The organism is Clostridium moniliforme (genome assembly GCF_017873235.1).
GTDB lineage: Bacteria > Bacillota > Clostridia > Clostridiales > Clostridiaceae > Clostridium > Clostridium moniliforme.
Map to the genome: position 1 here is coordinate 112,015 of NZ_JAGGJZ010000006.1, position 22,650 is coordinate 134,664.

The 22,650-nt window shown below is 27.8% G+C and carries 16 protein-coding genes; all 16 read right to left on the bottom strand.

Going from position 1 to position 22,650, the window contains the following annotated elements; genetic code table 11:
* Positions 1 to 14 precede the first annotated feature (14 nt).
* Complete coding sequence (locus tag J2Z53_RS09795) at positions 15 to 2,168, bottom strand: TIM-barrel domain-containing protein (RefSeq protein ID WP_209797314.1); 2,154 nt, start codon at positions 2,166 to 2,168, stop codon at positions 15 to 17.
* 27 nt (positions 2,169 to 2,195) lie between these two features.
* On the bottom strand, positions 2,196 to 3,221 hold the full coding sequence (locus J2Z53_RS09800; protein ID WP_209797315.1) for a LacI family DNA-binding transcriptional regulator: 1,026 nt from the start codon (positions 3,219 to 3,221) through the stop codon (positions 2,196 to 2,198).
* Between the two features lie 106 nt (positions 3,222 to 3,327).
* A complete protein-coding gene (locus tag J2Z53_RS09805; RefSeq protein ID WP_209797316.1) occupies positions 3,328 to 5,049 on the bottom strand; it encodes a glycoside hydrolase family 13 protein in 1,722 nt (573 codons plus the stop codon).
* A 24-nt stretch (positions 5,050 to 5,073) separates the two neighbouring features.
* On the bottom strand, positions 5,074 to 5,934 hold the full coding sequence (locus J2Z53_RS09810; protein WP_209797317.1) for a sugar ABC transporter permease: 861 nt from the start codon (positions 5,932 to 5,934) through the stop codon (positions 5,074 to 5,076).
* 1 nt (position 5,935) lies between these two features.
* The gene (locus tag J2Z53_RS09815) at positions 5,936 to 6,823 is read right to left on the bottom strand and encodes a carbohydrate ABC transporter permease (RefSeq protein ID WP_209797367.1); all 888 of its coding nucleotides are present in this window, start codon (positions 6,821 to 6,823) and stop codon (positions 5,936 to 5,938) included.
* Between the two features lie 116 nt (positions 6,824 to 6,939).
* A complete protein-coding gene (locus tag J2Z53_RS09820) occupies positions 6,940 to 8,001 on the bottom strand; it encodes a sugar ABC transporter substrate-binding protein (protein WP_234925829.1) in 1,062 nt (353 codons plus the stop codon).
* A gap of 375 nt (positions 8,002 to 8,376) precedes the next feature.
* A complete protein-coding gene (locus J2Z53_RS09825; protein ID WP_209797318.1) occupies positions 8,377 to 9,333 on the bottom strand; it encodes a PucR family transcriptional regulator in 957 nt (318 codons plus the stop codon).
* Positions 9,334 to 9,354: 21 nt separating this feature from the next.
* Positions 9,355 to 10,473: an ABC transporter ATP-binding protein gene (locus J2Z53_RS09830; protein ID WP_209797319.1), complete on the bottom strand. Its 1,119-nt coding sequence runs from the start codon at positions 10,471 to 10,473 to the stop codon at positions 9,355 to 9,357.
* 313 nt (positions 10,474 to 10,786) lie between these two features.
* A complete protein-coding gene (locus J2Z53_RS09835; protein ID WP_209797320.1) occupies positions 10,787 to 12,160 on the bottom strand; it encodes a gluconeogenesis factor YvcK family protein in 1,374 nt (457 codons plus the stop codon).
* Complete coding sequence (gene rapZ / locus J2Z53_RS09840; protein ID WP_209797321.1) at positions 12,157 to 13,035, bottom strand: RNase adapter RapZ; 879 nt, start codon at positions 13,033 to 13,035, stop codon at positions 12,157 to 12,159. The genes J2Z53_RS09835 and rapZ overlap by 4 nt, the downstream gene beginning before the upstream one ends.
* 212 nt (positions 13,036 to 13,247) lie before the next feature.
* Positions 13,248 to 14,159, bottom strand: coding sequence for a UDP-N-acetylmuramate dehydrogenase (gene murB, locus J2Z53_RS09845; protein WP_209797322.1), 912 nt, complete (start codon positions 14,157 to 14,159; stop codon positions 13,248 to 13,250).
* A 71-nt stretch (positions 14,160 to 14,230) separates the two neighbouring features.
* The gene (uvrC, locus tag J2Z53_RS09850) at positions 14,231 to 16,126 is read right to left on the bottom strand and encodes an excinuclease ABC subunit UvrC (RefSeq protein WP_209797368.1); all 1,896 of its coding nucleotides are present in this window, start codon (positions 16,124 to 16,126) and stop codon (positions 14,231 to 14,233) included.
* 74 nt (positions 16,127 to 16,200) lie between these two features.
* Positions 16,201 to 17,685: a peptidoglycan D,D-transpeptidase FtsI family protein gene (locus tag J2Z53_RS09855; RefSeq protein WP_209797323.1), complete on the bottom strand. Its 1,485-nt coding sequence runs from the start codon at positions 17,683 to 17,685 to the stop codon at positions 16,201 to 16,203.
* Between the two features lies 1 nt (position 17,686).
* Positions 17,687 to 18,907: an FtsW/RodA/SpoVE family cell cycle protein gene (locus tag J2Z53_RS09860; protein ID WP_209797324.1), complete on the bottom strand. Its 1,221-nt coding sequence runs from the start codon at positions 18,905 to 18,907 to the stop codon at positions 17,687 to 17,689.
* Between the two features lie 18 nt (positions 18,908 to 18,925).
* Complete coding sequence (locus J2Z53_RS09865) at positions 18,926 to 19,372, bottom strand: FHA domain-containing protein (RefSeq protein WP_209797325.1); 447 nt, start codon at positions 19,370 to 19,372, stop codon at positions 18,926 to 18,928.
* Between the two features lie 165 nt (positions 19,373 to 19,537).
* Positions 19,538 to 22,363, bottom strand: a complete 2,826-nt coding sequence (uvrA, locus tag J2Z53_RS09870) for an excinuclease ABC subunit UvrA (RefSeq protein ID WP_209797326.1) — start codon at positions 22,361 to 22,363, stop codon at positions 19,538 to 19,540.
* Positions 22,364 to 22,650: the final 287 nt, after the last annotated feature.

The following is a 22,650-nucleotide window of genomic DNA, read 5'->3' on the forward strand; positions in this document are numbered from 1 at the left end:
TCCCCCTAATTAATTTATATAATTATTTCTTTTTCTTTTAAATTTCCATATACATCAAATATTTTTATATTTAATTTCTTTACTTTTTCTAATCCTGTTCTATTTAATGATATTTTATAATCATCATTATCCTTTTCTATTACTATATTAATATTTTCACTTTTACCACATTTATAATCATTTGTTTTTCCATCATCATTGTAATAACTATAACTTGCTTTACTCTCAACAAATGCCACTAAATTTAATTCACTATCATCAATATCTAAAACTCTTTTAGCTTCTTTCTTTGCCATTACTACTATCTTATTTTTTCTTATAAATATTGGTACTTCATTAAGGTCTACATCTATATAATTGTTGCCTTTCTTAATAACTTCCATTAAACCTTCATTGTACTTTTTACATTTCCATAAAAGCATATCTTCTGGTAAATACACATATCTGCCTTTAGAATTTTGCTCATATATAGGAGCAATCATTATGCTATCACCTAAAAGTAACTGATCCTCAACTCTCTTTGAGAATTCATCATTATAATCAAAGGTTAATGGTTTAAAATATAATTCATCATTAAGTACAGCCTTCATATATTCACTATAAAGATATGGTATTAAAACATATCTAAGTTCTATAATATTTTTTAATATATCCTCTGCTTCTTTTCCAAAAGCATATGGTTCTTGACATCTTGTTCCAGTTGCAGAATGATTTCTAAAAAGTGGTGTAAATAAACTAAATTGTGACCACCTTATAATAAGTTCCTTTGTTGCATTAGAACCAAATCCTCCTGTGTCTGAACCTGTATAAATAAATCCACACATATTTATATTTGGCATCATTTGCATTGCAAGTTTTATATGTTCCCACCAAGATGCATTATCACCAGTCCATATGCCACCATATCTATGCATGCCTATAGTGGAAGCTCTTGAAAAAAGTAAAAATCTTTTATTACTATCTATTTCATTAAGCCCTTCACTAGCTGCTCTTGTCATATTGAAACCGTATAAATTGTGTATTTTATCATGTCTTACTAGTTTACCATTTACATTGTGATAAAAGCTTTTGTAATCTTCCATACTATTTTGCAAATTATCAAATACAGATCTTAAATCGAAATAATCATGTATTCCTAAGTTTTTATCTTTGCTTTCTGTAACTTTTTCAAAGGCTTTTTTTAGTCCATTTTCTGAATAAAAAATAGCTGGTTCATTCATATCATTCCAAAAACCTTCTATACCTTTATCAGTTAAAAATTTATATTTACTTCCAAACCATAACCTAGCATCCTTATTTAAAAAGTCTGGAAAATGTACCTTTCCTGGCCATACAGCTCCAACAAAAGGTTTGTTGTCCTTATCTACACAATAATAATTATTTTTTATTCCCTCTTCGTAAACATCATAGCCCTTTTCTATTTTGCAGCCTGCATCAATTATTGGAACTAATCTAATTCCTTCTTTTTTGACCTTACTTGCAAAACTATCAAAATCTTTAAATAATTCCTCATTTACAGTAAAATTTTTAAATTCATCCATATAGTCAATATCTAAATATAAACAATCTATTGGAATTTCAGCTTTTTTGAATTTTTCTAAAAGTTCTTCATAATCTTCCTTGTCTCTATACCCCCATCTACTTTGTCCATATCCTAATGCCCACTTAGGTGCAACATAACTTTTCCCTATAAGTTTTCTAAAGTTTTTAACTATACTATTTAAGTTTTTACCTTCTATAATATATAAATTAAAATTATTGTCTTCTAAATTTATATTTAATAAATTGCTATCAGTATACCCTATGTCAAAGGTAACCTTCCCAGGATAATCTATAAAAACTCCAAAGGTTTCCTTTCCATAAATTAAAATAAAATTATGTGCTCCATAAAGACTTCTTTTGTCCGGAGTATGGGAAAATATATCACTACAAAAACTTTCATAAATATTTCCTCTCTTATTTATTCCCCTTACATTTTCTCCAAGTCCATATACAATATCATTTTCTTCTAATTTATAAACAAATGAATTTTCTCCATCATTAATATCAAAATACTTTAAATCTTTATTTAAAATCTCTTTTTCTCCTTTTAGTACCGTAGATTCGGTATTAAAAGGATTTCCAAAAACATATTTAGTTATATAGTTATTAACATTAAAAATTTTCATAATAATCTCCTACTTTTATCTATCTAATTATATGTTCTTAATGTCTTTACATGATTTTCTCTCTATTATTTTAGTTTCAAAAATAATATGCTTGTTCTGTTTCTTTTTAAGTAATAAATCAAAAATTAAATCAACACTGCTAATAGCCATTTTTTTATTAGGTTGCTTTACTGTTGTTATTTCTGGATTGTAATATTTAGTTATATCCATTCCGTCAAACCCTGCAACAGAAATGTCATCTCCAACCTTAAGTCCTGAATCTATTATTGCCTTTGCAGCACCAACAGCCATTATGTCTGAAATAGCAAATATGGCTGTTATATCTTTTCTTTCATTAATAATTTTTTTAGCTACGTTGTATGCACCTTCATATTCATAATTTCCAATAAATATATTTTCCTCTAAATACTTTAGATTATTTTCAAAAATAGCCTTTTTATATCCTTCTAATCTAAGCCAGCTTATGCCAACATCATTTTTATCACCAAGAATAATTGCTATATTTTTATGACCCTTTTTTATTAAATAATTTGTTAACTCCTTAGCTGCAAATACATTATCTATTCCTATTGACGAAAATTTATGTTTATTTTCTTCACTTTTATATATTGTATTTACTGATGTTAAAACAACTGGAATATCTAGCGGACTAATACTCTCATCATTTACATTTAAAAAGTTTCCCCCAAGACATATAACCCCTTGAAGTCTCTTTTCTTTTGCAAATGCTATTAAACCATCAATATCTTCCTCAGTTTTATAATCATTTTGTTGCAATATCATAGTATAGCCTTTTTCTGTAATTTTACTTCCTATAACATTTATCATTTCAGCAAAAAATGGATTAAATACCCCTTTTACTAAAACTCCAATATTTTTAGTATTATTTTTCTTAAGTATTCTTGCACTATTATTTGGAATATAATTACTTTCTTTTATTATCTTCTTAACCTTTTCTCTTGTTTCATCCTTTACATCTGGATGATCATTTATAACTCTGGATACTGTACTAACACCTACACCTGCCATTTTGGCAATATCTTTTATATTCATTTTGTTACCTCCTCTTAATAACTATTATCGCTTTTTAAGTATTTTTGGTAACGATACCAATTAAAATTATAAACTTTAATAGGTGTTATTAAAAGTAATACCTTTATTATTTTAAAGATATAATCTTAAAACTCATCTTTTCTAATTCTATACTTTTATTTATTAATAATTTTTCTCCTGAATAAATATCACTAAATTCTCCATTAATATTTAAATCAAAATTTTGTTTCTCATTCTCATTATTTATTAAAACTAATATTTCATTATTACCTAGTACTCTTTTATAAGCTAAAGCTCTATCTTTTGCATATAATTCTTCATATTTTCCATTAACTAAAGCTTTATTGTTTTTTCTTATTTCTATAAGCTTTTTATAATGTTTTAATAAATTTTTATTTTGTTTTTCATTATCCCAAATCATACATTTTCTACAATGAGGATCCTCTCCTCCATTTATTCCAACTTCATCTCCATAGTAAATATATGGGATTCCTTCAATTGTAAATTGGAATACTGTTGCAAGAATTAATTTTTTAATATCATCATTACATTCTGTTAAAAACCTTGCTGTATCATGGGAATCAAGTAAGTTTAACATTTGAGAATATATTTCTCTTATTAATCCTTCTTTTCTTAGAAGCACCCTATCTATTAAATCTTTTGAATCTATTTTTCTATAAGCAAAGAAATCTAAGCAGGCTTCTCTAAATGGATAATTCATAGTTGAATCAAATTCATCACCCTTTAAAAATAGTTTACCTTCATGCATAACTTCACCAATTATAAATGCATCTTCCTTAACATTTTTTACAACTATTCTAAACTCTTTCCAAAATGTATGTAAAACTTCATCTGCAACATCAAGTCTCCATCCATCTATATCAAATTCTTTTATCCAATATGCTGCAACATCTAAGAAGTAATTTTTTGTTTCTTCATTGCTCATATTAAGTTTTGGCATATATCTTAATTTATTGGCAAAGGTTCTATAATTTATAGTATCCTCATTAACCTCATCTTCCTCCAAGAAATACCAATCTTTATATTTTGATTTTTTGCCATTCTTCTTTAAATCTTCAAAGGCAAAGAAATCATTTCCTGTATGATTAAAAACAGCATCTAATACAACTCTTATTCCATTGTTATGACACTTTGTAACTAACTCCTTGAATTCTTCCTTTGTTCCAAAATGCTCATCAATTTCAAAATAATCCTTTGTATTATATTTATGATTTGTTGTGGATTTAAATATAGGTGTTAAATAAATAATATTTATTCCTAAATTACTTAAATAATCTATATTATTTATAATCCCTCTTAAATCTCCTCCAAAAAAACTTTTAGAATTAACTTCTTCTCCCCACTTTTGAATATTTTCTGGATCATTTTTGTTATCTCCATTACAAAACCTATCTGGGAAAATCTGATAAACTATAGATTCTTTTGCCCACGGAACATTTTTATATAGTTCATTAACATGAACATAAGGATATTGAAATTGTCCTAATGTTTCTGGTTCATTTTCCAAAACTCCTCTTTCATTTAAATAAACCTTTTCTCCTTTATTTCCTTCTATTTCAAAGAAATATCTAAGCCTTCCTTCTGATACCTTTACTTTTTTTTCATAAAAATCAAATAATGTTGTAGAAGAAGCTTTCTCCATAGTTACACTTATAAAATCTCCTCTCCAGTTATATCTGTCTTTATAGTGTAAAACTACTTTTTTAACCTCATTGCTAGCAACTCTTATTTTTATAAATAAAGTATCCTTATCTACTCCATAAGCATAAGGTACTTCGGAAATATGAAATATTGCATGTAAATTCATAATAAACCTCCATAAATTTTTGAATTAACCTTTAACAGAACCTGCAACTAATCCCTTTGCCATATATTTTTGACCTAATGTTGCTAAAACAACAATTGGAACTGATGCCATTATTGCAGCTGCTGAATATTGTGTCCAGTTTGCTGAAAATTGGTTTGTTATAAATTGTTGTAATCCTATTGGTATAGTTTGACTCATAGGATCTTTCATAAGGGCTGCTGAGAAAACAAATTCACTATAAGCTCCTATAAAAGTAAATAAGAATATTACTAATACCATATTTCTTGTAAGTGGTAATATAACTTTTCTAAATGTTTCAAATGTACTAGCTCCATCAACCTTTGCAGCTTCTACAAGCTCCTTTGGAATTCCATCTATAAATCCTTTCATAAGCCAAATATTATAAGCACTAGCACCACATTGTATAACAACCAATGTTAAAATATGATCCATAGCATTTATTCTATAAGCAATTGCAAGTATTGCAGGTAGTGTCATTGCAGCTGGGAACATTTGAAGTAATAATAAAAACATTAGCCCTTTTTTTCTTCCTGTAAATCTTAGTTTTGAAAAAGCAAAGGCTGTTGGTATTGTAAATATTAATTGTATTATTGATATTAATGTACATACAATTAATGAATTTTTAAGCCATACTAAAAAATCTGTTTGAGTTAAAACCTTTTTATAATTATCTAAAGAAAATGCCTCTGGTAATAATGTAGTTTGAGTAAATGCTTCTCCCTTAGCCATTGATGCTCCAACTATTGATATAAGAGGGAACAATACTATGAAAATCATTAATAATAAAAATATTCTAGAAATCCATAGACCTCTAACTTCTGCTGGTCTTAATTTTTTCTTATATTTTAAATTTTCCTTTTCCATACTATTCCACCTCCTCAAATTGTCCTGACATCTTCATTTGATAATATGACATTGTTGCTAAAACTAAAAATAATATAATACTTATTGTAGATGCTATATCAAATCTACCGAATTGTGTTGATAATTTGTAGTTTACTGATGCTAAAATATCTGTATATCCAGCAAATTGTGTTGCAATTCTTGGTGGTCCCCCTTCTGTAATTAAGAAAGCTGAACCGAAGTTATTAAAATTAAATGCAAAGGATGAAATTAAAAGTGGATATGCAGTTTGAGCTAAACTTGGTAAAGTTATCTTTCTAAATTGAAGAAACTTGCTAGCTCCATCAACATCTGCAGCTTCATAATAACTATCTGGTATTGCTCCAAGGGCTCCTAAACACACATTCATCATATATGGGAATCCAAGCCATACATTTACCATTATTATTGATATTCTCGCCATAATAGGATCTGTTAACCACTCTATTGGCTTACTTATAAAATGAAGATGTATCAATAAGTTATTTATTGCTCCATAACTACCATTTAAAAGTCCTTGCCATGATAAAACTGCAACAGTTGCAGGTAATGCCCATGGAATTATTAATATTGCCCTATATATTCCTCTTTCTTTCATATTAGGATTATTAACTGCCATAGCAACTACAAGTCCTAATAAAAATGTAAGTCCTGTTGATAAAAGTGCAAAAATTATATTCCATGCAAGTACTGGGAAAAATACTTCCTTAAATGGTCCTGTAAATACTTCTATAAAATTTTTAAATCCTACAAAATGAGGACTCCCATTAGTAAATATTGTATAGTCAGTAAATGCTATATAGACTGTATATATTATTGGGAAAATAGTAAATATTAAAATTGATATAAGTGCCGGTAATAAATATGGCATAGCTTTTATTGTTTCTTTAAAGCCCTTATTTTTCTTTTTGTTCTTTGACACTACAAATCTCCCCTTTTTGATTTTTATAAAATAAGGGGATTTAAATCCCCTTATTTACTAAGCAATTATTTTTGTTGTGCTATTCCTTGTTTAATTTGTTCTACTATTTTTTTACCACATTCTTGTGGAGTAAGTTTTCCAGCTGTTAATAACTTCAAGTCATTTTCAGCAGGTTCCCACATTGCTTGAACTTCTGGAATATTTGGCATTGGTGTAGCTAATTTTAATTGTTCTGCAAAAGCTGCCATTTCTTTATTATCTTTAAAATTCTTACTCTCTAGATCTTTTTTAAGTACTGGAATTCTATGTCCTTTATTTAATACTGTTTCTGCACTATTGTCTGATAAGTATTTAGCTAATTTCCAAGCTAAATCTTTATCTTTAGTGTTTGTGCTTACAAATGCTGTTTGAACCCCCATAAATGTTGGAATCTTCTTTCCATTTAAAGTTGGCATTGGTACAACACCAAAATTTACTTTTCCATCTTTAAATGCTTGTACATCCCAAGGTCCTGAAACATATAAACCTATTTTTTTATTTAAGAAATCTCCCTTTGCCATATCACCTTTAATATCTGCTGGCATTAATTTATCCTTAATAACTAAATCTTGAAGGAATGTATAACCTTTTACAGCTCCTTTAGTATCTAGTCCAATATCTTTTGGATCTAATGTCCCATTATTATTTTTAAATACATAAGCTCCATTTGCTGCTATAAATCCATAAGCATTATAAAAATTATTTATATCAAATTTAAATCCAACATTTTTACCTTGTTTTATTACATCTTCCATTGTTTTAGGAACATTTTTAACTTTATCTTTATTATAGAAAAGAGCAACTGTTTCTTGAGCTATTGGAAGAGCATATTGCTTTCCACTTATAGTTACTGCATCTATAATTTGTTTTGAGCCATAATCTTTTGCTTTTATTGTATCCTTAGGTACTTCATCTAAAAGTCCTGCCTTTTGATATATTCCTAATTGATCATGAGGTGCTCCAAACATTATATCTGGCCCTTTACCTGCTTTTATAGCTTGAACATCTTCTTGAGTTTTTGCTTTGTCTTCAACAATAGTAACTTTTACTCCATTGTCTTTTCCCCATTTTTCAGCTATTGGTTTCATTGCATTAATTTCTTGTGTTGTTAAGTGTGACCAAACCTTTAATTCCTTTGAGTTACTGCTTGCTGTACTTCCTGAACTTCAACAACCTACTAATGATCCTGTTAAAACCATAGCAGCAATAATAGCAGCTAAAGTTTTCTTTCTTTTTAACATTTAAAATCCCCCTTACACAAATTTTTATTCTCTTTGGTACCGATTCCAAAATTTCAAAAAAATTTTTACTTTATATAAAAATATTATAAATATATTTAACTGTTTTTGGTATCGTTTCCAATTTTATTTTATATTACTCAGTAAACATTTTCAACCTATTCACTTAAAATTCCGACTTTTTGTAAATTCGTACAAAAAAAATATGAACTTTATGTTACATTTTTATTTGCTTCTATTATATTCATTATAAATACAAAATAATATTTTAAATATAACCGAATCATTAAATTTTCTTAAATCAAAAGATGTTATTTTTTCTATCTTTTCAATTCTATATATAAGAGTATTTCTATGAATATATAGCATCTTAGAAGCTTTACTTAAATTAATATCTGACTTATATAATATATCTATAGTTCTAATTAATTCATCATCTAATTTTGAAAAATCTAATTTAATATCATCTAACATCCTATCTTTAAAATCCTTCTCCACTTTATCTATAATGCTTTCAAATATTAAATCTTTTTCTCCCAAAATATATTTTTCTAAATTATATTTTATTGATAAATTTATTTTATATTTGTTAATTTTAAAAGCATCTCTTACCTCTTGAAAATCATTAATTTTTTTATATGAAATATAACACTTTAAATACATATTAGATTCTATAGATTCCCTTAAACTCTCCATATGTTCTTCTATTTCTTTAAAGTTTCCTATTAGAATAATATTATCTTTAAAAATTAAATTTATTATTTTTCTATCTAAATATAATTCTTTAATTAAATTATTAGATTCAACTAATCTATCTTTTTCAACATATACATTTATTACATAAAATTTTTCTTTTAAAAATGATATTTCTTTTTTTAAAATATTATTGTTAATATTCTCACCATTTAAGAGCCTTATAATTAAGTTTCTATCAATATCAAAAGTCTTTTTTATTCTATCCTCAATTAAATATCTTAATAAATTTATACAATTTTTGTCTTTTTTTAAAATTATAATACTAACTTTTCTATTTTCAATTTCTAATACATTTGCTATTATCTCATCATTTATTAAAGATTCATTGTCAATACTTTTAAAGACTTCTTTTCCATCTATTTTTATAATAAAAGACATATTCGTACTTAAATATATATCTTCTAAAAAATCATGAAAACTATTCATATAAAGCCCTCCTTATAGTTACTATTCTATTTCAATTCTTAAGTTAGTTTCTCTATCAAATACATGGAGTTTATTCCCATTTAAATAGAATTTAGCCTTATCTCCTGTTTTTAAATTACTTGTTCCATTTAATCTAACTGTTACATCTTGATTATTAAATTTAGTATAAACATAACTTTCTGCTCCCATAAGTTCAGTAACCTCAACAGAAACATCAATAACACTATCTAAATGATTTTTCATTAATTCTTCATCATCTTTTATTTCTTCAGGTCTTATACCAAATATAACACTTTCACCTAATTTTCCAAGTTCTTTTAATTTTTCTCCCTTTTCTTTTGGAAATTTAACTCTTCCACCTTTTTTAAAGTAAGCATAAAACTCCTCTTCCTCTTTTTCAACTTTTCCTTCTAAAAAATTCATTTGAGGACTTCCTATAAATCCTGCAACAAACATATTTGCTGGATGACTGTATATTTTGTGTGGAGTATCTACTTGCTGTATTATTCCATCTTTCATAACAACTATTCTAGTTCCCATAGTCATAGCTTCTACCTGATCATGAGTTACATATATAAATGTTGTTTGTAATCTTTGATATAATTTAGAAATTTCTGTTCTCATTTGAACTCTAAGTTTTGCATCTAAGTTTGATAAAGGTTCATCCATTAAGAATACCTTTGGTTCTCTAACTATTGCTCTTCCAAGGGCAACTCTTTGTCTTTGTCCTCCAGATAATGCCTTTGGCTTTCTATCTAATAAATGTTCTATATCTAATGTTTTAGCTGCCTCTTTAACTTTCTTATCTATCTCTTCCTTTGGAAGTTTTCTTAACTTAAGTCCAAAAGCCATATTATCATACACAGTCATATGTGGATATAAAGCATAACTTTGGAATACCATCGCTATATCTCTTTCCTTTGGCTCTACATCATTAACTAACTTATCCCCTATATATAAACTTCCTTTTGAAATTTCTTCTAATCCTGCTATCATTCTTAAAGTAGTTGATTTACCACAGCCAGATGGTCCAACAAAAACTATAAATTCCTTATCTTCAATTTTTAAATTAAAATCTTTAACTGCTACTACATCTCCTGGATAAATTTTATAAACATGATCAAGTACTACACTTGCCATATAAATCCCTCCTCTTATTTTCAAAGTTATGCCTTAATATTACATCAGTTAAACATTTTCATCTATATGTAAAAATAACAAATTTATATTCAAATATTTATACAAAATTCTAATTCACACTAAATTTCTATAAGTTTTTTAATTATTATTAACAAATTATGAATACATAATATAAATTAAAATTTATAAAATAACCCTAAAAATATTCTTTAATAAGATTATAACTTCCAATTCTTAAATAAAGATTAATATATAACAAAAAATTATCAAAAAAATAATAAGGCTAGCAAAATAAATTGCTAACCTTATTATTTTAAGATTCTACATTATTAGAATTCTCTCTCTTTATTTTCTTTTCTATTTTATCTCTCTCCTTAATTCTTTGAGAAAGATACATATATTCAATAATCTTCTTTCTATCATAAAGAAGTTTCTTTTCCATAATTGTTTCAACTAGTACTTGAGCTAAATAATCAGAATCATGTTTTATAGTTCCATTTTTAATTCTTACTAAATTTCGCTCTACTATATCTACATCAATATCTTTTATTTTGCTTCTATCAATCTTAACAACTTCAGAACCTTTTTCCTTATATTTTTCCTTCATATCAGCACTAATACTTCCAACATTTGCAATAACACAGTTAACTATGTCTTTACCACCATATTTTCTTAGTATATTAAGGTGGTCACAAACATTAAATCCATCAGTTTCTCCAGGTTGAGTCATTACATTTGAAATATATATTTTTAAAGCATCACTTTTTCTTATTTCAGTTGTAATTCCCTTTACTAAAAGATTTGGAAGAACACTTGTATAAAGACTTCCAGGTCCCATTACTATTGCATCTGCATCTTTTATGGCATTTAATGCTTCTGATAAAGGTTTTGCATCAATTGGATCAATAGTGAGCTTTTTTATTCTTGATTTTTGTTTTATAGCTTCAACAGGAATATAGGATTCACCTTCTATAAGATTTCCATTTTCTAAATAAGCCATTAATTTCATATCATCTAAAGTAACTGGTAATACTTTACCTGTTACTGCAAGAACTGAACTCATCTTTCTAACTGCATCAACAAAGTTTTCTGAAACTCCATCCATAGCTGCTAAAAATAAATTACCAAAACTTTGACCTTTAAGTCTTCCATCTTTAAATCTATATTCAAGTAAATCTTCCATTAATGGTTCTGTATCTGATAAAGCTAAAAGACAGTTCCTTATATCTCCTGGTGGAAGCATTCCAAGATCTTCTCTTAAATCTCCAGAACCTCCACCATCATCTCCAACTGTAACAATTGCAGTTATATTTGAAGTATAATACTTAAGTCCTCTAAGCATAGTTGAAAGTCCTGTACCGCCTCCTATAACTACAATCTTAGGTCCTTTAACTAAAAGTCTTTTTTCTGTTATAAGGGTTTCTATTTTCTTACTATCTAGGGACATTTTTATATATCCTTTGTTCATAAGAGCAATTACTGATTTCATTCCTTCTGTAATTGATATATATATTACAAATACTCCAGTTATATTAAGACATATATAAAATAATTTATAATACATATCATATACTCTATGAGTAACAAGTTCAGTAAATCCAAAAGCAATTAATAAAACTCCAAAAAGTCCAAATGCTATCCATCTCTTAACTTTTATTCCAGGCTTAAACCATTCTGAAAGCCTCATAGCTTCTTTTCTCCCTTATTTAAATCTTCAACTATATCTCTATGTTCTATTCCTGCTTTATACCCTTCTTCAACTAGAAGCTCATGAACTCTATTAGCTATTGCAACTGATCTATGTCTTCCTCCAGTACATCCTATTGAAATTATAAGTTGTCTCTTGCCTTCTTTAATATAATTTGGTATTAAGAATTTAATCATATCCATAAATCTATCTACAAATCCTGTAGTTTCTTTTTGATCTAACACATATTTTTTAACAGGTTCATCTGCTCCTGAAAATTTCTTTAATTCAGGAATGTAAAAAGGATTTGGAATAAACCTTACATCAAAAACTAAGTCTGAATCAACTGGTATACCATATTTAAATCCAAAACTTAATATTGTTACTGATAATTCCTTATCTGGCTCCTCACTAGATCCATAATAGCTGTTCATTTTTTCTCTTAAATCTCTAATTGCATATTTTGATGTATCTATTATTACATCTGCTCTATCTTTAACTTCTCTTAATTTATTTCTTTCTTCAGTTATTCCTGTAAGAACACGAGATTTTGGTGAAAGTGGATGACTTCTTCTTGCTTCTTTAAATCTTTTAACAAGAACTTCATCTGATGCTTCTAAAAATAATATTTCATATTTAAAATCATTATTCTTTAAATATAATAAACTTTCAAATAAATCATCAAAGAATATCCCACCTCTTATGTCTGTAACAATTGCTACTTTTTCAATACTTCCATTATTACAGGCTTCAGCAAATTTAGGTATTAATTGTGGTGGTAAATTGTCTACGCAAAAATAACCTAAATCCTCTAAACTCCTAGTTGCTTCTGTCTTTCCTGCTCCTGATAATCCTGTAACTATTACAAATCTCATAACTTATTCCTCCTTTTTTAACTTTATTTATAGGAGAGTATCTACCACATTATCTTATTAAATAAAATGCTATCACTCTAGATAATATATTATATCATATATATAATGTTTACTATTAAATTTAAAAGGCGCTATGAAACACATACCGCCTAATTATTAATAAATATCTTCAACTATATTATATCATTTTTGTTTTGCTATATAAATTAAATTTATATAGTATCTTCACCTATTATTCTAACTTCTGGATGAAGCTCAACACCAAATTGCTTCTTAACTTCACATTGAATATGACTTATAAGATCTAATACATCCTTTGCTGTAGCTCCACCTTTATTAATAACAAATCCTGAATGTTTTTCTGAAACGGCAGCTCCTCCTATTGAGTAACCTTTAAGGCCTGCATCTTGAATTAACTTTCCAGCAAAATGACCTTCTGGTCTTTTAAATGTACTTCCAGCTGATGGATATTCAAGAGGTTGTTTTGATTCTCTTTTTTCTGTTAAATCATCAACTCTTGCTTTTATTTTTTCATATTCACCATAATTTAAAGCAAAGGTAGCTTCTAAAACTATTGCCTTCTCTTTCATAACCCTTGATGTTCTATATCCTAATTCTAATTCATCTTTAGTATAAGTTTTAACTTCTCCATCCTCTGTTAAAACCTCTGCACATTCAATTACATCTGCAATTTCTCCATTATATGCTCCTGCATTCATAAACACAGCACCACCAATAGATCCAGGTATTCCACAAGCAAATTCTAATCCTGTTAATTTATTTTCTAATGCTGCTTTTGAAGCGTCTTTTAATAATGCACCTGTTTCAGCAATAACTTTATTATTATCCACTCTAATATCATTAAGTTCAGTAAGCTTTATAACAACACCTCTTATACCACCATCTTTAACAAGTAAATTTGAACCATTTCCAATAACAAAATAATTTATTTTATTTTTATTACAGATTTTTATTGTTTCTATTACTTGCTCTTTAGTTTTTGGTATAAGTAATATATCAACAGGTCCACCTACCTTGAAATATATATGTTCGCTCATATTTGCGTTAAGTTCTATTTGATTTTCTGAATATATGTTTTTGAATAATTCTTCGTATTTATTCATTCATAAAAACTCCTTGAAATATATTTTTTACAATTATTTAGTATATTCTAAATTGGAAATTAAAACAAGTCCTATAAGTTTACATTTGTGTTACTTTTATTTATCTCATGCCCTCTAAAGTATTCAATTATACTTTGTGCAACTTTTTTATCAATACTTGGAACTTCCAACAGCTCTTCTAAACTTGCTTTTTTTACCTGTTCTACACTTCCAAATTTCATAAGTAAATCTTTCCTTCTTTTATTTCCAATATAAGGTATATCATCTAAAATTGAATGAAGTGTCCTTTTATCTCTTAAGGATCTATGATAAGTAATGGCAAATCTATGAACTTCATCTTGAATTCTTCTTATAAGCTGCATAAGATTTGAACTTCTATTTATTATAAGCTCCTCATTATTGTATATTATTCCTCTAGTTTGATGTTTATCATCTTTTACAAGACCACATACAGGAATTTCTATATTAAGTTTCTTTAATACCTCTAAAGCAATATTAATTTGTCCCTTTCCACCATCCATCATAATTAAGTCTGGAAAGTTTGAAAATTTTCCTTTTGAAAATACAAGTTCTCTATTTTGTATTTCTTTTATTTCTTTTAATCCATGAGAAAATCTTCTCTCTAAAATTTCTCTCATACTATCATAATCATTGGCACCTTTTACAGTTTTTATTCTAAATCTTCTATAATCACTATTCTTTGCTTTTCCATCTTCAAATACAATCATACTCCCAACAGAGTCTACCCCTTGAATATTAGAAATATCATATGCTTCTATTCTATTTGGAATATCATCTAAACTTAAAAGCTTTGAAAGTTCCATTAAAGAAATTTTATTAATTTCCTTTTCTTTTAATATTTTATCCTTAAACTGTTCTAATGTTACTTTTGCATTTTCTTTAACCATATCTAACATACTTTTTTTACTTCCCTTTTGAGGGATTTTAATCCACACTTTAGAACCTCTTTTTATAGTCAATAGTTCCTCTAATATATCTTTGTCTTCTATTTCTGGAACATATATATTTTTACCAATTTTAGCTACTCCGCTATAAAAATTAACAATAAATTTGGATAGTATCTCCGAAATTTTATCTCCTGCTGTATTTTCAATCATAAAATGCTCTCTACCAGTTACTTTTCCTTCTCTTAAGAAAAATACTTGAACACAACTATCTTTTTCATCACTATATATATTTATAAAATCTTCATCTTCATCTGTTACTTTAAACATTTTTTGTTTTTGTATTAAAGTATCTATTGCTAAAATTTTATCTCTATAAGAAGCTGCCTTTTCAAATTCAAGATTACTAGCTGCCTTCTCCATATCTTTCTTTAATTTATTAGTAACTTCTTTATCTTTACCATTTAAAATATCAATAACAGAATTTATCATAATTCCATAATCTTTTCTTGAAACATATCCTCCACAAGGTCCATTACATTTATTTATATGAAAATTTAAACATGGTCTTGTAGGTTCTCCTCCCTCTATGATATTTCTTTTGCAAGTTCTAATAGGAAATACTTTTCTTATTAAATTAATAGTCTCATATACAGCTCCTCCATTTGTATATGGTCCAAAATATTTATTTCCATCCTTTGCAAAATTTCTTGTTACAAATACCCTTGGAAACTCTTCATTAGTTGTTATTTTTATAAATGGATAAAACTTATCATCTTTTAATGCAATATTATATTTAGGGGTATACTTTTTTATAAGATTACATTCTAAAATTAATGCTTCCATTTCTGAATCTGTAACTATATATTCAAACTCAGCTATATTCTTAACCATAGCCTTAACTTTTTCTGAATGATTTTTAGAATTTCTAAAATATTGTCTAACTCTATTTTTTAATATCTTAGCCTTACCAACATATATTATTTCGCCTAAAGAATTTTTCATTAAATATACTCCAGGTTTATCAGGTAATATTTTTAATTGATACTCAAAGTCAAAAATTTCAATCCCCTCCTTGCATCCATTATCATAAAAAGGGTACCCTATTAAGATACCCTTTCATATTAAATATCACATTAATTTTGTAATTCTGCATTTATAACTTTACCTGCAACAGTGGCTGCTCTACCAGCACCATATCCACCTTCTTCAACAATTACTGCTACAGCAATCTTTGGATTACTTGCAGGTGCAAAACTAACAAACCATGAATGTGGTTTACCAAGTTGCCCATTTGATAATCTATGGTCTGCAGTACCTGTTTTACCAGCAGCATCTGTTCCTTTTAAGTAACCCCATGAACCATTTTTAATATTTTTATCAACTAGGCCTTTCATATATGATTTAATTAAAGCTGCATCATCTGATGACATTACTTTACTAAATTCTTTAGACTTAATACTTTCTACAGTATTTCCATCTTTATCAACAACCTTATTAACAAGACTTGGCTCCATTATAACACCATCATTAGCTACTGCTGATGCAACTAATGCCATTTGCATTGGAGTTGCAAGTATACTACCTTGACCAATACCTGATTGTGCCATCTCACCTACTTGCCAATCTTTAAGTTTTGGAAATTTACTTGGTTCTATACTAAATCCATTTGCAGAAATATCTTTATTAAATCCAAACTTTTCCGCTGTATCTCTTAGCTTAGTGTTACCAAGTTCCATTCCTAAAGTTCCATAAACAACATTACTTGATAGTATAAATGCTTTTTCTAATTGAATTTTTCCATTAACTTCTCCACTATCATTGTTTAAAGTTCTTCCATCTTTAAATTTAATTTTTCCTTCATCATCAAAAGTTCTATTTTGTACTCCTGGCATATTTTCAAGAGCACTTGTTGTTGTAACTATTTTAAATGTTGAACCTGGTGGATACATTCCATGAGTCGCTCTATTTATAAATGGACTATGTTCATAATCACCAGCATTAGCCTTTTTCATTTCACTTTCTAAATTATTTGGGTTAAAGCTTGGTTTTGAAACCATTGCTAAAATCTTACCTGTTTTAGGGTCTAATGCAACTACCGCACCTCTACTATCTCCTAACGCATTATAAGCTACCTTTTGAAGCTTTGTATCAAGTGTAGTAACAACATTATTTCCTACTTTATCTTTGTCATCTTGTCTTGTAAAAAATGCATTTTTTAAGTTCTCTATATTAGGCTTATCTACTAACTTTTTAAAGCTTGCTGACATATTTGAACTTGTTGTTAATTGTTTATCATAAACTTTTTCAAGACCTGTTATTCCATATTTATTACTAACATATCCTATTGGATGTCCGTATATTGCATCATATTTATATTCTCTTTCTTGACTGTTATTCTTCTTTCTAACACTTTTTGCAATAACATTTCCATCTTTGTCCAAAATTTCTCCTCTTAGGACTTCATTTCTTCTAGCCCAAGCCCTTTGATTACCTGGCATTTCTGCAATCTTAGGTGCTTTAAACACTTGGAAATAGGCTATATATGATATAAGGGCTATAAAGCAAAATAAGAAAACAATCATTACTTTTTTTACACTGTCTTTAATATCACCCTTCATACTAGCCCTCCTCTGATATCTTTTGTAATATTCCTAATGCAAAAAACATTGTAAGCATTGACGATCCACCATAACTTATAAGTGGTAATGTTATACCTGTTAATGGAATAAGTGCAAATATACCACCAATAATAACTAAAACTTGGCAAGCTATCATAGCACTAAATCCAACTGCATTAAGTTGTAAAAATTCATCATCTGTAACAAATGCTGTTCTTATACACCTATAAAATAATAGGAAATAAACAATCATTATCCCTATTCCAAAAACCATACCCATTTCTTCACATATTGCTGCAAATATAAAGTCTGTTGTATTTACAGGTACAAATCCTGGGTATCCTTGACCAAGTCCTGATCCCATCATTCCACCTGATGATATTGAGTATAATCCTTGTACTAATTGATAACTTTGATTTTGTGCATACTCCCAAGGGTTTTTCCATATTAAAACTCTTTGCCTTACATGACCAAACATATAGTATGCTGCAACTGACCCAACTGCAAATAGTCCTAAGCATGTTAGCACATACTTTTTCTTTGCTGTGGCTATATATAACATTGTTACTGATATTCCGAAGAAAATTAAGGCTGATCCTAAATCTCTCTGTAATACCATACAACCTAAACTAAACATTACAACTAAACCTGGTTGTATAAGATTTTTAAAGTTTAATTTAGAATTATCCCCATTTTTATATTCTCTAAGCGCTGATGATAAATATAAAACTAATGCTATCTTTCCAAATTCTGAAGGCTGAAAACTTATAGGACCAAATATAACCCAGTTTTTTGCTCCATAAACTTCTTTACCAATAACAAGTGCCATTGGCATAAATATAAAAATTAATATCATATATATTTTTTTATATTTAGCAAAATTTCTAAAGTCTGGAAAAGCCTTTAGTATAACTACAAATACAACTATACTAGCTAAAAACCACATTAATTGCTTTTCTGCTACACTTGGATTTAACCTATAAAGCATAGCAATTCCTATAACTACTAAAATACATGAAAAAGTAAGAATGAATTTATCCCCGTCTGGATAAAACTTTCTAACAATAAAATGTGCGACAAATATAACTACACATAATATGCCTCCAAAATATAAAGCATTTTTGTCTATAGGAGATTTTAGGATAGCTAAATTTCCGAAAAGAGCTATACATAATAAATACGTTAAGCCTAGCATTATGCTTTCTTTTTTACTTTTTACCATTTAATCACCCCATAATACCTAAGACAATACTTTAAACACTGCTGTTCCTATAGCTATCTTGTCCTTAGCAAATAATTTTACTCTTCCAGTAATTTTTTGACCATTTAAAAAAGTACCATTTGTACTATTTAAATCTTCTAACACAAGCGTATTATTTTTAACTGTTATTTTAGCATGATTTCCTGATACATATTGATCTGTCAATACTACTGTGTTACTACCTCTTCTACCTATTGTTGTTATATCTCTAATAGGTATTATCGACCCCATCTTTAATGACGTATTTTCTCCTACTTCTATTATCTCTATTCCATGATGTCTCTTTCTAACAGGTATTGGTCTTTTAGAATTCCCTCCACCCTTTACATCCTTTGCCATTATCTTTAAAGCATAAACAATTATAAAGTATAATAGTATGATAAAAATTATTCCAAATACGCCTGCAATAAATTTTGAAAAATCCATCTTTTCACCTCGAAAAATTACTTTATCTTTTTGATTATACACCAAAATACTATTAATTTCATACATTTATATTACAATTATTGTTTACACAAATAATTAGGTAACTTTTGTAGTAAATTTTTATAAAAGCTAATTAATTTATTTATAATATTTTGTTTCTAATATTTAATTTAATATATTATTTAAATATTTTCCTGTATATGATTCTTCTACTTTGCATATTTTTTCTGGAGTTCCAACAGCAACTATTGTTCCACCTTTATCTCCACCTTCTGGGCCTAGGTCTATAATATGATCTGCACATTTTATCATATCTAAATTATGTTCTATTACTACCACTGAATTTCCGGAATCTACAAGTCTTTGAAGTATTCCTATTAATCTATTAACATCATCAATATGAAGACCTGTTGTTGGTTCATCTAATATATAAAGTGTCTTTCCTGTACTTCTCTTTGAAAGTTCAGAAGCAAGTTTAATTCTTTGTGCTTCTCCTCCTGATAGTTGAGTTGATGGTTGACCAAGTCTTATATAACCAAGACCTACATCATATAATGTTTGAAGTTTATTTTTAATTCTTGGAATATGCTCAAAGAATTCTAAAGCTTCCTCAACTGTCATATTTAAAACATCATCTATGTTTTTACCTTTATATTTTACTTCTAAAGTTTCTCTATTATACCTTTTTCCTTTACATACTTCACATGGAACATAAACATCTGATAAAAATTGCATTTCTATTTTTATTATTCCATCACCAGAGCAAGCTTCACATCTTCCACCTTTAACATTAAAGCTAAATCTTCCAGGTTTGTAACCTCGCATTTTTGCTTCTGGAGTTTGAGAAAATAATTCTCTAATTACATCAAATGTTCCTGTATAAGTTGCTGGATTAGAACGTGGTGTTCTTCCAATTGGACTTTGGTCTATATCTATTATTTTATCTATATTTTTATATCCTTTTATCTCTTTATAAGCTCCTACAGGATTTTTGCTCTTATTTACTAATTTATTTAATCCTTTATATAATATTTCATTAACTAAAGTACTTTTTCCTGAACCTGAAACACCAGTAACTATTGTTAAAACTCCAAGAGGAAAATCTACCTTTATATTTTTTAGGTTATTTTCTTTTGCTCCTACAACAGTAATTTTATTGCCGTTACCTTTTCTTCTTTCCTTTGGTACTTTAATTTCCTTTTTCCCTGTTAAGTATTGTGCTGTTATTGAATCTTTACATTTTTTAATTTCATCTAATGTTCCTGCAGCTACAATATTTCCACCATGTTCTCCTGCACCTGGTCCAATATCAACAATAAAATCAGCTTCTTTTATAGTATCTTCATCATGTTCTACAACAATAACTGTATTTCCAACATCTCTAAGGTGTTTTAATGTTTTTATAAGCCTATCATTATCTCTTTGGTGCAGTCCTATACTAGGTTCATCTAAAATATACAAAACTCCCATAAGTGCAGATCCAATTTGAGTTGCAAGCCTTATTCTTTGAGATTCTCCTCCTGATAATGTTCCTGAACTTCTTGATAAAGTTAAATAATCTAATCCTACATCTACTAAGAATTTTAATCTACTGCTTATTTCTTTTACTATTTGCTCACTTATTATTTTGTTCTTCTCTGAAAATTCCACATTATTTATAAAATCTAATTCTTCTTTTATTGGAAGAGTTGTAAATTCATAAATATTTTTATCCCCAACAGTTACTGCAAGTGCTTCTTTATTAAGCCTTGCCCCTTTACACTTTGGACAATATTTATTACTCATGTATTGTTCTATATCACTTTTTATTACATCTGAATTTGTTTCTCTGTATCTTCTTTGAAGTGAATTTATTTCTCCCTCCCAAGAAGAATTATAAGTTGCTTTTATTCCATCTTTAACATAGTCTACCTTTACTCTTTTTCCTTCAGTTCCATATAAAATTATATTTACTACATCTTTAGGCAAATCCTTTATTGGTGTATTTAAATCAAATTTATATTCTTTACTTAATGCTTTTAAAAAAGCAAATGTCCAAGAATCCTCCTTTAATCTACTTTCACCCCAACAAGCAATAGCACCTTCCATAATACTTAAATTTTTATTTGGAATTATTAGATTTTCATCAATCTCTATTAAAGTTCCAAGTCCATCACAATAATCACATTTTCCAAAGGGTGAATTAAATGAAAACATTCTTGGTGCTAACTCTTCTATGCTTATTCCACAATCTGGACAAGAAAATTTTTCACTATATAATGTATCTCCCTTTCCAATTTCATTTATTATAACCAAACCTTCAGAAAGATTTAAAGCTGTTTCTATTGAATCTGTAAGTCTTCCTTCAATTCCTTCTTTAATAACTAATCTATCTACAATAGCTTCTATGCTATGTTTTTTATTTTTTTCTAATTTTACTTCATCCTCTGTAAGATCATAAATTTCTCCATCAATTCTTGCTCTTACAAATCCATTCTTTTTAATATTTTCTAATATTTTTTCGTGAGTCCCTTTTCTTCCTCTTACAACAGGTGCTAGAATTTGAACTTTAGTTCTTTCTTCAAGTTCCATTACCTTATCTATAATTTGATCCACAGATTGCTGACTTATTACTTTTCCACACTTTGGACAGTGTGGAATACCAACTCTTGCATAAAGGAGTCTTAAATAATCATATATTTCTGTTATTGTTCCAACTGTTGATCTTGGATTTTTGCTTGTTGTCTTTTGATCTATAGAAATTGCTGGTGATAATCCTTCAATATATTCCACATCAGGCTTATTCATTTGACCTAAAAATTGTCTTGCATAAGCTGATAATGATTCAACATATCTCCTTTGTCCTTCCGCATAAAGAGTATCAAAGGCAAGAGATGATTTACCTGAACCTGAAAGTCCTGTAAAAACTATTAATTTATCTCTAGGTATTTCTAAACTAACATTTTTTAAATTATGTACCTTAGCTCCTTTTATTATAATCTTATCCTTCATATATTAAATTCCTCTCTTTTAACTTATAACCTTATTTTAAACCTATATTTATTAATTAATTCCCGAACATAAGTTCTCGTAAATTAATTGTAATTTCTTATCTTTATATTGTCAATTATATCACTATTTTTTATTATTACTAAAAAATAAATTTTATTACTTAATAACTTAATTTTAATTAAATCAAATTTATATAAATTTTAAAAATTTTTATTATAAATATATAATATATTTGACATTTATATGCAAATTTAGATATAATTTTTGCGTTAATACAAAGGAGGCGT